Source organism: Streptomyces deserti (assembly GCF_054782695.1).
The window spans coordinates 329,568-343,430 of the sequence record NZ_BAAGRZ010000004.1; the positions used below are offsets into that span (position 1 = coordinate 329,568).

10 protein-coding genes and 1 tRNA gene are annotated in these 13,863 nt (G+C 72.6%); 5 read left to right on the top strand and 6 right to left on the bottom strand.

All coding sequences use genetic code 11. The features are described 5' to 3' along the window. Nucleotide 1: 1 nt before the first annotated feature. Both ACYVMZ_RS11725 and ACYVMZ_RS11730 read right to left on the bottom strand, forming a co-directional pair. Nucleotides 2-793 (bottom strand): ferritin-like domain-containing protein, encoded by a 792-nt coding sequence (locus ACYVMZ_RS11725; protein ID WP_461078393.1) that lies wholly within the window; start codon nt 791-793, stop codon nt 2-4. Between the two features lie 236 nt (nt 794-1,029). Next, the gene (locus tag ACYVMZ_RS11730; protein WP_461078395.1) at nt 1,030-2,085 is read right to left on the bottom strand and encodes an LLM class F420-dependent oxidoreductase; all 1,056 of its coding nucleotides are present in this window, start codon (nt 2,083-2,085) and stop codon (nt 1,030-1,032) included. A gap of 185 nt (nt 2,086-2,270) precedes the next feature. On the opposite strand from ACYVMZ_RS11730, the gene ACYVMZ_RS11735 reads away from it, so the two are divergent. Both ACYVMZ_RS11735 and ACYVMZ_RS11740 read left to right on the top strand, forming a co-directional pair. Further along, entirely contained in the window at nt 2,271-3,257 is a 987-nt protein-coding gene (locus ACYVMZ_RS11735; RefSeq protein WP_461078397.1) for an aldo/keto reductase, read from the top strand. Then, entirely contained in the window at nt 3,254-5,524 is a 2,271-nt protein-coding gene (locus tag ACYVMZ_RS11740) for a helix-hairpin-helix domain-containing protein (RefSeq protein ID WP_461078399.1), read from the top strand. The genes ACYVMZ_RS11735 and ACYVMZ_RS11740 overlap by 4 nt, the downstream gene beginning before the upstream one ends. An 81-nt stretch (nt 5,525-5,605) precedes the next feature. Here ACYVMZ_RS11740 and ACYVMZ_RS11745 read toward each other — a convergent pair whose 3' ends face one another. Beyond that, nucleotides 5,606-6,310 carry a hypothetical protein gene (locus tag ACYVMZ_RS11745; RefSeq protein ID WP_461078401.1) on the bottom strand — a complete coding sequence of 235 codons (705 nt, stop codon included), beginning with the start codon at nt 6,308-6,310 and terminating at the stop codon, nt 5,606-5,608. 47 nt (nt 6,311-6,357) lie between these two features. On the opposite strand from ACYVMZ_RS11745, the gene ACYVMZ_RS11750 reads away from it, so the two are divergent. Beyond that, nucleotides 6,358-6,546 carry a DUF5703 family protein gene (locus ACYVMZ_RS11750; RefSeq protein ID WP_030244084.1) on the top strand — a complete coding sequence of 63 codons (189 nt, stop codon included), beginning with the start codon at nt 6,358-6,360 and terminating at the stop codon, nt 6,544-6,546. A 57-nt stretch (nt 6,547-6,603) separates the two neighbouring features. Here ACYVMZ_RS11750 and ACYVMZ_RS11755 read toward each other — a convergent pair whose 3' ends face one another. The 3 genes from ACYVMZ_RS11755 to ACYVMZ_RS11765 all read right to left on the bottom strand — a co-directional run bounded on the left by ACYVMZ_RS11755 (nt 6,604) and on the right by ACYVMZ_RS11765 (nt 9,400). After that, the gene (locus tag ACYVMZ_RS11755; RefSeq protein ID WP_461078403.1) at nt 6,604-7,473 is read right to left on the bottom strand and encodes a chaplin; all 870 of its coding nucleotides are present in this window, start codon (nt 7,471-7,473) and stop codon (nt 6,604-6,606) included. 175 nt (nt 7,474-7,648) lie between these two features. Then, nucleotides 7,649-7,882 carry a chaplin ChpH gene (gene chpH / locus ACYVMZ_RS11760; protein ID WP_461078405.1) on the bottom strand — a complete coding sequence of 78 codons (234 nt, stop codon included), beginning with the start codon at nt 7,880-7,882 and terminating at the stop codon, nt 7,649-7,651. 192 nt (nt 7,883-8,074) lie between these two features. Beyond that, entirely contained in the window at nt 8,075-9,400 is a 1,326-nt protein-coding gene (locus tag ACYVMZ_RS11765; protein ID WP_461078407.1) for a M20/M25/M40 family metallo-hydrolase, read from the bottom strand. 194 nt (nt 9,401-9,594) lie between these two features. Here ACYVMZ_RS11765 and ACYVMZ_RS11770 point away from each other — a divergent pair. Together ACYVMZ_RS11770 and ACYVMZ_RS11775 are read left to right on the top strand one after the other, a co-directional pair. Then, nucleotides 9,595-9,679 (top strand) — tRNA-Leu (locus tag ACYVMZ_RS11770). Nucleotides 9,680-9,950: 271 nt separating this feature from the next. Further along, a complete protein-coding gene (locus ACYVMZ_RS11775) occupies nt 9,951-13,805 on the top strand; it encodes a Pls/PosA family non-ribosomal peptide synthetase (RefSeq protein WP_461078409.1) in 3,855 nt (1,284 codons plus the stop codon). The last annotated feature ends 58 nt before the right edge of the window (nt 13,806-13,863 follow it).

Sequence of the window (13,863 nt, forward strand, 5' to 3'; positions counted from 1 at the left end):
CTCAGGCGGCGAACCCGGGGGCCGCGGAGGGCGGTTCGCCGAGGGCGTTGCGGCGCTGCGGCGTCTTCAGGGTGACCAACCGGCGCCAGCCGCCGAGCCGTTCGTAGCCGTACACGGCGTGGATACCCGCGGCGAGCAGCGCCGACTTCGCCCGGGACCAGCCGAGGAGGCGTCCCATGTGGGCCATGACCGCGAGGCTGACGTTCCGGTAGATCCGGATCTCGGTGAGCGCGCACGCGCGCAGTGTCCGCTGGATGGCCCGGCCGTGTCCGGCGCGCGCCAGGCGCAGCAACTCCTCGTGGCAGTAGGCGAGATGGTTGTCCTCGTCGTTCGAGATCTGCTTGACCGCGCGGCCGATGTCCGGGTGGTCGGAGAAGTGCTTGCGGAGCAGTTCCATCTGCTCGGAGGCGCGCTGTTCGGTGACCCTGCTATGCGAGAGGTAGGTGACGATGTCCTGCACGGTGAGCGGCTCGTCGCGCTTGAGCTTGTCGTGGGCGAGGCCGATGCCGTCGCGCTCCAGGAGCATGGTGTAGTCGGTCTCGGGCGGAACCGGGACGGGCTGCAGACCGCGCTTCTTCATCAGGGCGCTGAAGATCCGGCCGTGCTTGTCCTCGTCGGCGCCGTGCCGGGTGATCTTGAGGGCGAGTTCGCGCTCGGACTCGGGGACGAGCGCGGCGATGCGGGCGTTCTCCCAGCCGCCCTGGGACTCGCCGCTCGCGGCGATGGAGCAGAACAGGGCGAAGGACTGGTCGTGGTCGAGGATCTCCTGGAACAGACTCTTGGCCGAAAGCATCGTGGGACCTCTCTGCAGGATTCCGCAGAGAACGAGTCAAATGCCGCGGGAGGGGTGCTGCAACAGTTGCGTCGGACAAACCCGCCGAAAGGAGGACCACCGGGGGCGCGAGGGAGCGTAACCGCTTGGGCCGCGGCGCGTTGTTCCGCGTGACGGCCGTGGCGGGGAAGACCCCCCGAGCCCCCACCACGGCCGCGGAAAGCTCCCTTGGTCTACGAGTGTGCGGTGCTGTCTTCCTAGGCGAGCCCGGCCCGTTCAAGGGCCTCGGTGCCGGCGCGGAGTGAGGCGATCCGCTCGTCGAGCGTGAAGCCCGCCGGGGCGAGGGAGAGGGTGGTGACTCCGGCCTCGGCGTAGGCCTTCATCCGGTCCGCGATGCGGTCGACGGAACCGAGCAGGGTCGTCTTGTCGATGAGGTCGTGCGGTACGGCGGCCGCGGCGCCCTGCTTGTCCCCGGAGAGGTACTTGTCCTGGACCTCGGCGGCTTCCTTCTCGTAACCCATGCGCCGGGCGAGCTGGTTGTAGAAGTTCTGCTTGCTGCTGCCCATGCCGCCGACGTACAGCGCGGTGTAGGGGCGGAAAGTGTCGGCGAGCGTCGTCACGTCCTTGTCGTCGCCGACGGCGAGCGGGACGGTCGGGCAGACGTCGAAGCCGTCGAGGGTCTTGCCGGCCTTCTCGCGCCCCGCGCGCAGGTACGTGATGGTGGTGTCCTCGAGGTGCTCGGCGGACGGGAAGATGAGCAGGGCGCCGTCGGCGATCTCGCCGGTCTGTTCGAGGTTCTTCGGGCCGATGGCGGCGATGTACAGCGGGATGTGCTCGCGCTGCGGGTGCACGGTCAGCTTGATGGGCTTGCCCGGGCCGCCGGGCAGGGGCAGGGTCCAGTGCTCGCCCTCGTAGGTCAGGCGCTCGCGGGTCATCGCCTTGCGGACGATCTCGACGTACTCGCGGGTGCGGGCGAGGGGCTTGTCGAACTTGACGCCGTACCAGCCCTCGGAGACCTGCGGGCCGGAGACGCCGAGGCCGAGGCGGAAGCGGCCGCCGGAGAGGGAGTCGAGGGTGGCGGCGGTCATCGCCGTCATGGCCGGCTGGCGGGCGGGGATCTGGAAGATGGCGGAGCCGACGTCGATGCGTTCGGTCTGGGCGGCGACCCAGCTGAGGACGGTGGCGGCATCGGAGCCGTAGGCCTCGGCGGCCCAGCAGACGGCGTATCCGAGCCGGTCCGCCTCCTGCGCGACGGCGAGATTGTCCGCGTCCATTCCGGCACCCCAGTAGCCGAGGTTGATCCCTAGCTGCATGGCCATCTCCCCTTACCGATCAGTAACGTCCTTGGCGGAGACCTTAGCGCGCGGGGGCCTCCGGCGGTGGGGGCAGGCACCGGCACCCACGCCGGGCACCTGGAAACCCGGCCCACGCATGCCGCGGAAATCGGTTGTCCACAGCCCCCCCAATCCCAAGGTGGTGGCCAGTAATCTCGGCGTTCATGGAGCAGAGGCATCTCGGCCGCACCGGCCTGCGCGTGTCCCGCATCGGTCTGGGCACTCTCACCTGGGGCAGGGACACCGACGAGCACGACGCCGCGGACCTCATGAAGACCTTCTGGGAGGCGGGCGGGACCCTCGTCGACACTGCGGACGTGTACGGCGACGGGGAGGCCGAGTATCTGCTCGGGAAGCTGATGGACGGGCTGGTGCCGCGCCGGGACCTGGTCATCTCGACGAAGGCGGGCAGCGTACCGGACCCCGACCGCCGCTTCGACGGCTCGCGCGGCCATCTGCTCTCCGCGCTGGACGCCTCGCTCTCCCGCCTGGGCACGGACTACGTCGACCTGTGGCACGTGCATGCCTTCGACCCGTACACCCCCTTGGAGGAGACCCTCCAGGCTCTCGACCTGGCGGTCAGCAGCGGCCGCGCCCGCTACGCCGGCGTGTCCAACTTCTGCGGCTGGCAGCTCGCCAAGGCGGCGACCTGGCAGCTGGCGGCGCCGGGCACCCGGACCCGGCTGGCGAGTACGCAGATGGAGTACTCGCTGCTCCAGCGCGGCGTGGAGCGTGAGGTGCTGCCCGCCGCGCTGGATCTGGGCATCGGTCTGCTGCCGTCGTCGCCGCTGGGCCGCGGGGTGCTGACCGGGAAGTACCGCAACGACGCGGCGCCGCCGGACTCGCGGGGCGCGTCGGAGCATCTCGCGCCGTTCGTCGCGCCGTACCTGGACGACACGGCCAGCCGGATCGTGGACGCCGTGACGACGGCGGCGGACGGGCTGGCGGTCACCCCGCTCCAGGTGGCTCTGGCCTGGGTCCGCGACCGGCCCGGCGTGGCCGCGCCGATCGTCGGCTCGCGCAACGCGCAGCAGCTCACGGCGGCATTGTCAGTGGAGACCCTTAGTCTTCCTGACGAGATCTGCCGGGCACTCGACGACGTGTCGGCGCCCGTGCACCGCTATCCCGATCACGACTGGAGCACGCTGTGAGCACGGAGCCCGAGCCCGCTGACGACGCCGTGGACGCCGAGCCGGGGAGGCCGGGCGCCGCGGCGGAGGGCGGCGCCCCGCAGACCGGGGGCACGGACGAGACCCCGGCCGCGAAGAGCACCGGCGACGATGCCGGGCAGCTGTCCGAGGCGGAGGCCGAGCTGCTGGCCCAGCGGCTGGAGCGGGAGCGCATCGAGCGGCGGAAGGCCGAGAAGAAGCGGATCGAGAGCGGGACCAAGCTGAGCGGCACGGCGGCCGATCTGCTCGCCGCCGTGCGGGCCGTGGAGAGCGGCGAGAAGCCGGTGCGTGCGGTGTTCAGCGAGCCGGAGGCCGCTCCGCGCCGCCCCGCGCCGGAGCCGGTGCGCCGGCCGCAGCCCGTGTCGGCCGAGCCGGCCGGCGCGCCTGCGGCTCCCACCCCCGGGACCGTGCGGGCCGTGCAGGCCGTGCTGGCCGAGGGCGGTGCCCCGGAGGCGCTCGCGCCGCAGGTCGCCGCGGTGCTCGGCGAGGGCGCGGACGAGCTGCTGCGGGCGGATCCCTGGCAGTTGCTGCGGGTCACGGGTGTACGGCCGGAGCAGGCCGACGGGTTCGCGCGGGCGTTGCTCGGCCCAACGTGCGGCCCGGGCGACGAGCGGCGGGGCCGGGCGGTCACGGTCTGGCTGCTGGAGCAGGCGGCCCTGGCCGGGCACACCGCTCTGGAGCTGGCGGCGCTCACGGCCGCGCTGGCCCAGCGGGGCGTGCCCGATGCGGACGCGGCCGTGCAGGACACGATCGCCGAGGGTGAGGCGCTGGTCTTCCAGGACGCCCTGGACGAGCCCGGTGCGCAGCGCGGCGAGAAGGACGAGGGGGACGAGGGGGACGAGGGGGACGAGGGGGACGAGGAGGAGCATCCGGTCCGTGTCCTGGTGGGGCTCGAGCGGTACGCGCTGGCGGAGGAGAGTCTCGCCGACGGTCTGGCCCGGCTGGTCAACTCCGTGCCGAAACAGGACGGTTCGGTCGAGGACTGGGAGCGGGCCGCCGCCCCGGCCGGGGGTTCGGCCGGTGAGCTGATCCGCGCGGTCGCCTCCCACGGCCTGGTCCTGCACACGGGCGGGGAGGCCTCCCTCGCCGAACCGGCGGTGCTGCTCCGGGTGGCCCACGGCCTCGGTCTGCGCGCCTGGGCCGCCACGCACAGCCCGGTCGGCCGCGACCGCTTCGCGGCTGTGCTGCGGCGCTCCGGCCGGGGCGGCGACGCCGCGGCCGACGGGTCCCCGGCGCCCGGGCCCGTGCCGGAGACGGCCTCTGCGGCCGGCCCCGCCGCGGCCCCGGCCGCAGAGGCCGTCGTCACCGTCGCCGGTCTGCTGTCCGGTGCCGAGGGGCCCGGTCGGGACGCCGACGGTGCGCTGGACCTCGATCTCCTCGTCGTGCTCGACGCCCCGCAGCTGGACGTCGAGACGGCGGCGCTGCTCACGGAGTCGCTGCCGGACGGTGCCCGGCTGGTGCTGGCCGGGGATCCGGCGGTGCTGTGGTCGGTGGGCCCCGGGCGGGTGTTCGCCGATCTGCTGGCCGCCCGGATCTGCCCGCAGGTCGCCTCGCGGCGGCCGGACCCCGGCCCGCTGGGCGAGCTGGTCTCCGGTATCGGCATCGGCGAGCTGAACCAGGTCGAGGCCCCCGGCAAGGAGGTCGTGATCGTGCCGGTGCGGGACGCGGGCGAGGCCGTGCACCGGACCGTGCAACTCGTGGCCGACTCCGTCCCGCGGGCGATCGGTGTCCCGGCCGACCAGACCCAGGTGATCACCCCGGGGCACGGTGGTGCCGTCGGCACACGCGCGCTGAACGCGGCGTTGAAGGAGCGGCTGAATCCGGGCCCCGGGCGCTTCGGCGGCTTCGACCCCGGCGACCGGATCGTCTACTCCCCCGTTCCGGGACGGACGCTGCCGGGCCGTGTGGTGAAGGCCGACGCCGAGGGACTGCACCTGTCGTGCGCGGGCGAGGCCGTCGTCGTACCGAAGGAGCGGGTGGAGAGCTGCGTACGGCACGGGTGGGCGCTGACCGCGCACCAGGCGGTGGGCTGCCGGTGGCCCGCGGTGGTCGTGGTGCTGCCCGGTGATGCCGCGCAGACGCTGAGCCGCCCCTGGGTCTACACGGCGTTCGGCCGGGCCGACCGGCATCTGTCCGTGGTGCACGGCGTGGAGCAGGCGCTGCCCCGGGCCGTGGCCGAGGTGCCGGCCAAGCCCCGGACGACCCGGCTGCCGGTGCTGCTCGCCCCACAGGTCACGGCGGTCGGCTGAACCCGGTCCGCGACGGACGACGGCGGTGGTCACGGGCGTGTTCCCCGTGGCCACCGCCGTCGTGACGGCCGGCCGGTCCGCTCAGCGATCGGCGTCCAGCGGCTCCAGGTCCTCGTCCTCGTCCAGGTCCGTGTCGAGCTCGTCCTCGAGTTCGTCCTCGTCCAGGTCGTCGTCGACGTCGTCGATCTCGTCGTCGAACACCGCGCTCACGTCGAAACGGCAGATCACCCGCTGCGCATCGATCTGCTCGAACGGCGCCTCCAGCCACTCTCCGGGATCGGCCGGTTCGTCCGCCGCCGTCACCCAGAGCGTGGAGTCGCCCTCCTCCAGCCCGAACTCCTTGTGCCGGGAGGCGATCTCGTCCGGTTCGAACTCGCCGAACAGCAGGCCGAGCGCGCCGTGCACCGTGCCGGAGACGTCCGCGCCCGCGTCCTCGTCCGCCGCCTCGATCCGCTGGGCCTGCGCCAGCAGCCGCTGCGGCTCCGCCACGGCGTAGTCGCGACGGATCAGCACGCTCAGCGCGTTCGGTTCCTCGGGGCCCGTGTACGGCGGCAGCGCCTCCTCCGCACCGGGGATCTCGAAGGGCGTGACCTCGTCGTAGCGGTCGTAGAGCAGTTCGTCGTACGCCTCTGCGGCCGCGGCCAGCTGGTTGAACGCCTCGTAGACGGCCGGGTCGTCCTCCCCCGACCGGCGTTCGACCGCGGCCAGGTGGCGGTCGAGCGCGGTCTTGACCGCCTCGGCGGCGGCGCGTACCTCAGCAGCGGTGGGCTGCGCAGCATCAGACATACTGCAGACGCTATCCGTACCAGGCCCCAGACCGCACAATAGATGCGATGCCGGAATACGAATTTGTCGACGTGTACGTACCTCGCGGGGTCTCCCGCAAGGAGACGGCACGTCTGCTGACGGACCACGCCGAGTACGGACACTGGGAGTTGTACCGCCTGAGCCTGTTGCGCGACGGCAGCCGCAGGGTGCGGTTGCGGCGGCGGATCATCCGCCAGGTACGCGCCACATGGTGAGATGACCCATACGGAGCGGGCCCCGCGGGCGCGGGGCCCGCTCCGTATGCCCGGCTGTCACTGAGAGGTCCGTGCCTTGCGGTACAGGACCGCGCCCGCCAGCAGCGCGCCCGCGCCGACCGGCAGGACGAGGCCCATCGGCAGGTCGCTGCCGGTGCTGGCGAGCTGGGCTGTGCCCTTGGGCTGGGTGACGGACAGGGCGCCCGGCTGGTTGCCGTACGAGGAGCCGCCCGGCGTCCCGCCGTCCGTGGTGGGCGACGTGCCCGGGGTGCCGGGCCTGCCGGACTCCACCGGGTTGTCCGGGTTGCCGGGATCACCCGGGTTTCCAGGGTTTACAGGGTTCCCGGGGTTTCCAGGGTTCCCCGGGTCTCCGGGATTCCCCGGGGTGCCGGGGTTCCCCGGGTTTCCGGGCTCGCCCGGCTGTCCGGGGGTCTCGTTGCCGCCGCCCGGCGGGTTGGCGTGGTGGCCGCCGGAGCCGCCGTTCGTGCAGTCGTTGCCGGTGGTGGCGTTGCCGATCCCGACGACGTTGACGCTGTTGCCGCAGACGTTCACGGGTGCGTGGATCGGCGCCTCGACGTGGTTGCCGGAGCCGACACCCGGCGAGTCGCTGGCGTGGCCGCCGGAGTGGGCGCCGCCGTGTCCGCCGGACTCGCCGTATCCTCCCGACGACGAGCCGCCGCCCTGGTTGGCGCACGAGTTGCCCACCGACGGGTTGAGCACGCCGACGACGTTGACCGTGTTGCCGCAGACGTTCACCGGCGCGTGCACCGGTGCCTGCACCGAGTTCCCGGACAGCACGCCGGGCGACCCCGAAGCGGTGCCGCTCGCGGCCGAGCCGCCGGTGGCGTGGGCGCTGCCGCCCGCCGCGGCGATCACGCCGGTCGCCGCCGCCACCGTCATCAGGCCCTTGCGGGTGACCTGTCGCATAGCTGATTCCCTGCCTTCGACCTTCTCGCCGGAATCCCACCCGATTCGGGATTCCGACATTCCGACGTTTCGGTGTTTCGAAAAAGACCGGTCGGCCCCGGAGCGCATGGCACGCGCTCCGGGGCCGACGGGCTCAAACCCTCAAGGGCTCGGCCCTAGCGGGCGAGGCACAACGTCACTTGTTGATGCAGGAGTTACCGAAGGCGGGGTTCAGCAGCCCGATCACGGAGACCGTGTTGCCGCAGACGTTCACCGGGACGTGAACAGGCGCCTGAACAACGTTGCCGGACAGAACGCCCGGGGAGTGCGCGGCGGCACCCTGAGCACCCGAGTCGGCAACGGCAAGGCCCGCGCCCGCGAGAACCAGCCCACCAGTGGCAGCCGCAGCAGCGACGACCTTCTTGATCATTATTCCTCCTCGTTGGCAAAGCGATCCCAATTGCGGATCACATGACGAGTAACGAGGAGGGAGTAATGAAGCTACGAGCCTATGGTCGCATTCACTCTTTGTCGGGCACTCCCGTACACATGGCCGATTACCGAGGCGTTATCAATGACCAAGGGACACAGCATGGCCAGGGGGACCGGGACGGCCGAGGGATCAGGACGCTTCGATGAAACGGTCCAGCACCCGCACGCCGAACTTCAGGCCCTCCACCGGCACCCGCTCGTCCACGCCGTGGAACATGCCCGCGAAGTCCAGCTCCGGCGGCAGCTTCAGCGGCGCGAAGCCGAAGCAGCGGATGCCGAGGTCGTCGAAGGACTTGGCGTCGGTGCCGCCGGAGAGCATGTACGGCACGGCCCGCGCGATCGGGTCCTCGGCGCTCAGCGCGCTCTGCATGGCGTCGACGAGCTTGCCGTCGAAGTCGGTCTCCAGGGCCTTGTCGGCGTGCACGTCCTCGCGCTTCACGCGCGGGCCGAGGATCCGGTCGAGGTCGGCGAGGAACTCCTCCTCGTAACCGGGCAGGAAACGGCCGTCGACGTGGGCGGTGGCCTGGCCGGGGATGACGTTGACCTTGTAGCCGGCGCCGAGCATGGTGGGCGCGGCCGAGTTGCGCAGCGTCGTGCCGATCATGCGGGCGATGCCGCCGAGCCTGGCGAGGGTCTCGTCCATGTTCTCGGGGTCGAGTTCGACGCCGAGCGCGTCGGAGAGCTCGTCGAGGAAGGCCCGTACGGTCTTGGTGATCCGCACCGGCCACGTGTGCCGGCCGAGCCGCGCGACCGCCTCGCACAGTTCGGTGATCGCGTTGTCCGTGTTGGTCATCGAGCCGTGCCCGGCCGTGCCGTCGACGGTGAGCCGCATCCAGTGCATGCCCTTCTCGGCGGTCTCGACGAGATAGAGCCGCAGCTTCTCGTTGACGGTGAAGGAGAATCCGCCGACCTCACCGATCGCCTCGGTGACGCCCTCGAAGAGCTCGGGGTGCTTGCGGACGAGGTGCTTGGCGCCGTACGTGCCGCCGGCCTCCTCGTCCGCGAGGAAGGCCAGCACGATGTCGCGCGGCGGCTTGCGTCCGCTGCGCAGCCGGTCGCGGACGACCGCCAGGGTCATCGCGTCCATGTCCTTCATGTCGACGGCGCCGCGGCCCCACACACAGCCGTCCGCGATCTCGCCGGAGAAGGGGTGATGGGTCCAGTCGTCCGCGTTGGCCGGGACGACGTCGGTGTGCCCGTGGATGAGCAGTGCGGGCCGGGACGGGTCCTCCCCCTCGATCCGGGCGACCGTGGAGGCGCGCCCCGGGTGGGACTCGAAGATCTTCGGCTCGAGTCCCACCTCGGCGAGCTTCTCGGCGACGTACTCGGCCGCCTTGCGCTCGCCCGGACCCGAGTGGTCGCCGTAGTTGCTGGTGTCGATCCGGATCAGCTCGCGGCAGAGGTCCACGACCTCGTCCTCGCCGGTGACGTTCTTGGCCGTGCCCGTCTCGCTCACGTGCTTCCTCCCGCTGTCACTGCTGGTGGGTCCTCCACATCCTCCCTCCCCCACCGCGCACACCCAAGAGCGGTCCCGGCCCGTCATACGCCGTTCACGTGGGGACGGCGGGCCGGGGGGTGATCGGCCACCCCGGAAAGCCTGGTAATGTTTACGTCGTCGCCGCGAGGGGAAGCCCGCGCGACAGACACCTTGTCCGGGTGGCGGAATGGCAGACGCGCTAGCTTGAGGTGCTAGTGCCCTTTATCGGGCGTGGGGGTTCAAGTCCCCCCTCGGACACACACAACGAGTGAGGGTCGCGGCCAGTGGGTCGCGGCCCTCACTCGTTGTGTGGGGCATGTCTCGCCGCCCCGAAGATCACCAGGTCACCGCCCCTGCGCCGCTCCCCCGTGCGCTCCCGGAGGGCCGTTCCGAGTGGCCGGCAGAAGGTGCCGAGCCCGGCTCCGTACTAATATTTCCGGCTTGTTACGGAGCTGGAGCCGGACAACCCCAGGCAGACCTGCGGGCCCGCCAGCGCCCCGGAGCTTCCGGGAACGAGAGGCGAGGACCGATGGCAGCCCTGCACGAGAGCAGTGCTCTTGGCCTGTTCGAAGAGGAGATCCGCGAGCGGTTCGGCGATACGGCACGTTTCTCCGGGGGTCCGGCGGCCTCCCTGCGGACGCTTGTCGACGTGTTCGACGCGTCCGTGCGGTCGTATCCGGACGAACTCGCCCTGGACGACGGGACGACGCAGCTCACCTACCGTGCGCTGGCCGTCGAGGTGGAGCGGCTGCGGCGGCGGCTCGCCGGTGCCGGGGTCGGGCTCGGGGACCGGGTGGGGGTCCGGGTCCCGTCCGGTACCAACGATCTGTACGTCGCCGTCCTCGCCGTGCTGGCCGCCGGTGCCGCCTACGTGCCCGTGGACGCCGAGGACCCGGACGAGCGGGCCGAGTTGGTGTTCGGGGAGGCGGGTGTCCGGGCCGTCGTCAGGAGCGGGCACGAGCTGGCCGTCCTGTCGCGCAGCGACGTGCCCGCCGCCCGTCCCGGTGTCGGGCAGGACGCGTGGGTCATCTTCACGTCCGGTTCCACCGGGAAGCCGAAGGGGGTCGCCGTCAGCCACCGCAGCGCCGCCGCCTTCGTGGACGCCGAGGCCGCGCTGTTCCTGACCGACGATCCGATCGGGCCCGGGGACCGGGTGATGGCGGGGCTGTCCGTCGCGTTCGACGCGTCCTGCGAGGAGATGTGGCTGGCGTGGCGGTACGGGGCCTGTCTGGTGCCGGTGCCGCGCGCGCAGGTCAGGAGCGGTGCCGATCTCGGGCCGTGGCTGGTCGAGCAGGAGATCACCGTCGTGTCCACCGTGCCGACGCTGGCGGCCCTTTGGGAGCCCGAGGCTCTCAACGACGTACGGCTGCTGATCTTCGGTGGTGAGGCCTGCCCGCCCGAGCTGGCGCGGCGGCTGGTGACCGAGGGGCGCGAGGTGTGGAACACGTACGGGCCCACCGAGGCGACCGTCGTGGCGTGTGCGTCGCTGATGAGCGGGGAGGAGCCGATCCGGATCGGGCTGCCGCTGGACGGCTGGGAACTGGCCGTCGTGGACGAGGCCGGGGAGCCCGTGCCGATGGGCGGCAGCGGGGAGTTGGTGATCGGCGGGGTCGGGCTGGCGCGGTATCTCGACGCCGGGAAGGACGCGGAGAAGTACGCGCCGCTCGAGTCGCTGGGCTGGGCGCGGGCCTACCGCAGCGGGGACCTGGTCAGGGCGGAGCCCGAGGGGCTGGTCTTCCTCGGGCGGGCCGACGAGCAGATCAAGCTCGGCGGACGGCGGATCGAACTGGGCGAGGTGGACGCCGCGTTGCAGGCGCTGCCCGGGGTGGCGGGGGCCGCGGCGGCCGTGCGGACCGCCCGCGGCGGCAACCAGCTCCTCGTCGGGTACGTCGTCACCCAGGACGGCTGGGACCAGGCGGCGGCGGTCGAGAGGCTGCGGGCCGAACTGCCCGCCGCGCTGGTGCCGTTGCCGGCGCCGGTCGACGAGCTGCCGACCCGCACGTCGGGCAAGGTGGACCGCAACGCGCTGCCCTGGCCGCTGGAGGGGCTGGACACCGGTGGCCCGGCCGAGCGGTTGTACGGCACGGAGGCCTGGCTCGCCGAGCAGTGGACGGAGGTTCTCGGCATCCCGGTGACGTCGGCCTCCGACGACTTCTTCGCGATCGGCGGCGGCAGTCTCGCCGCGGCCCAGCTGACCACGCGGCTGCGCGCCCGCTACCCGAGCGCCGCCGTCCTGGACCTCTACCAGCAGCCGGTGCTGCGCAAGCTCGCCCGCCGTCTGGAGGAGTCCGCGCAGGACGACGGGGCGGCGCGGGTCGTCGCCCCGGTGCCGAGGCGGGCGCAGCTGCTTCAACTCCTGCTGCTCGTCCCGTTGTTCACTCTGCTCGGGCTGCGCTGGACGGTGGTGCTGGCCGCCCTCGGGAATCTGCTGCCCGCGTACTCCTGGCTGCCGACCGCCCCGTGGTGGCTGGTCGCGGCCGGGGCCGTGGTCCTCTTCAGCCCGCCGGGGCGGCTCGCGGTCGCCGCGGGCGGGGCGCGGCTGCTGCTGCACGGTCTTGAGCCCGGCCGTTATCCGCGCGGTGGCGGCGTCCATCTCCGGCTGTGGACGGCCGAGCGGCTGGCCGAGTTCAGCGGGGCGACCTCGCTGACCGGGGCGTGGCTGGAGCGGTACGCGCGGGCGCTGGGCGCCAGGGTCGGGCCGGACGTCGACCTGCACTCGCTGCCCCCGGTCACCGGCATGCTCAAGCTGGGGCGGGGCGCGGCCGTCGAGTCCGAGGTGGAGCTGTCCGGGTACTGGCTGGACGGCGACCGGCTGGAGGTCGGCGCGGTCAGGGTGGGCGCGCACGCCGTCGTCGGCACGCGCAGTGTGCTCTTCCCGGGCGCCCGGGTGGGCAAGCGGGCCGAGGTGGCGCCCGGTTCGGCGGTCACGGGCCAGATTCCCACCGGTCAGCGGTGGGCGGGCGCGCCCGCGGCCAAACTCGGCAAGGCCAAGCGCCCCTGGCCGAAGGAGCGGCCGGGGCGCGGCAGGCCGTGGCGGGCGATGTACGGCGTGACCGGCCTGGCGCTGACCGCGCTGCCGGTGCTGGCGGGAGCGGCCGCGCTGCTGGTGGCCCGGGTGTTCATCACGCCGGGTGCGGTCCTGACGGGCGCCGCCCTCGCCCTCGTACCGGCGACGCTGGCCTTCGGGCTGGTGTACGCGCTGCTGCTCCTGATCGCCGTACGCCTGCTGAGCCTGGGCCTGCGCGAGGGGACGCATCCCGCGTACAGCAGGGTCGGCTGGCAGGCGTGGACCGTCACGCAGCTGATGGACCGGGCGCGGGAGACGCTGTTCCCGCTGTACGCCGGGCTGGCGACGCCGGTGTGGCTGCGGCTGCTCGGGATGCGGATCGGGCGGGGCGCCGAGGTGTCCACGGTGCTCGCGCTGCCCAGCCTGACCACGGTCGGCGAGGGGGCGTTCCTGGCCGACGACACGCTGACCGCGCCGTACCAGCTCGGCGGCGGCTGGATGCGGATCGGGCGGGCCCGGATCGGGCGGCGGGCCTTCCTCGGGAACTCGGGGATGACGGCGCCGGGGCGGTCCGTGCCGGACGGCGGGCTGGTCGGGGTGCTGTCGGCGACACCGAAGAAGGCGAAGAAGGGCACGTCGTATCTAGGGCTGCCGCCGGTCAGGCTGCCGCGCGCCGCGGCCGGCGGCGACCGGAGCCGGACGTACGAACCGCCGGCCCGGCTGCGGTGGGCGCGCGCTCTGGTGGAGCTGTGCCGGATCGTGCCGGTGTTCTGCTCGGCGGGGCTGGCGGTGCTGACGGTGGCGGCGCTGTGCGCGCTGGGCGGCTGGGCCTGGCCGCTGTCGGGAATCGTGCTGCTCGCGGCGGGTGCGCTGGCGGCCGGCGTCTCGATCCTCGCCAAGTGGCTGCTCGTGGGGCGGCACCGCACGGGTGAGCATCCGCTGTGGAGCGCGTTCGTGTGGCGCAACGAGCTGGCGGACACCTTCGTCGAGGTGCTGGCGGTGCCGTGGCTGGCCGGGTCCGTGGCCGGTACGCCGCTGATGACGGCGTGGCTGCGCGGGCTGGGCGCGCGGATCGGCCGGGGCGTGTGGGTGGAGAGCTACTGGCTGCCGGAGACGGACCTGGTGACGCTCGGCGACGGGGCCACGGTGAACCGGGGCTGTGTGCTGCAGACGCACCTCTTCCACGACCGGATCTTGCGGACGGATACTGTGGTCCTCCGTGAGGGCGCGACGCTGGGTCCTGGCGGGATCGTGCTGCCGGGCAGCACGGTCGGGGCCCGTACGACCCTGGGTCCCGCGTCGCTCGTCATGGCCGCGGAGTCCGTTCCCGACGACACCCGTTGGCTCGGCAATCCGATCGAGGCATGGCGTTCGTGAGCGCGGGCCGCTCGGAGCCGTCAGGCGGTGCACCGGCACGACATGGCAGCGGCACAGC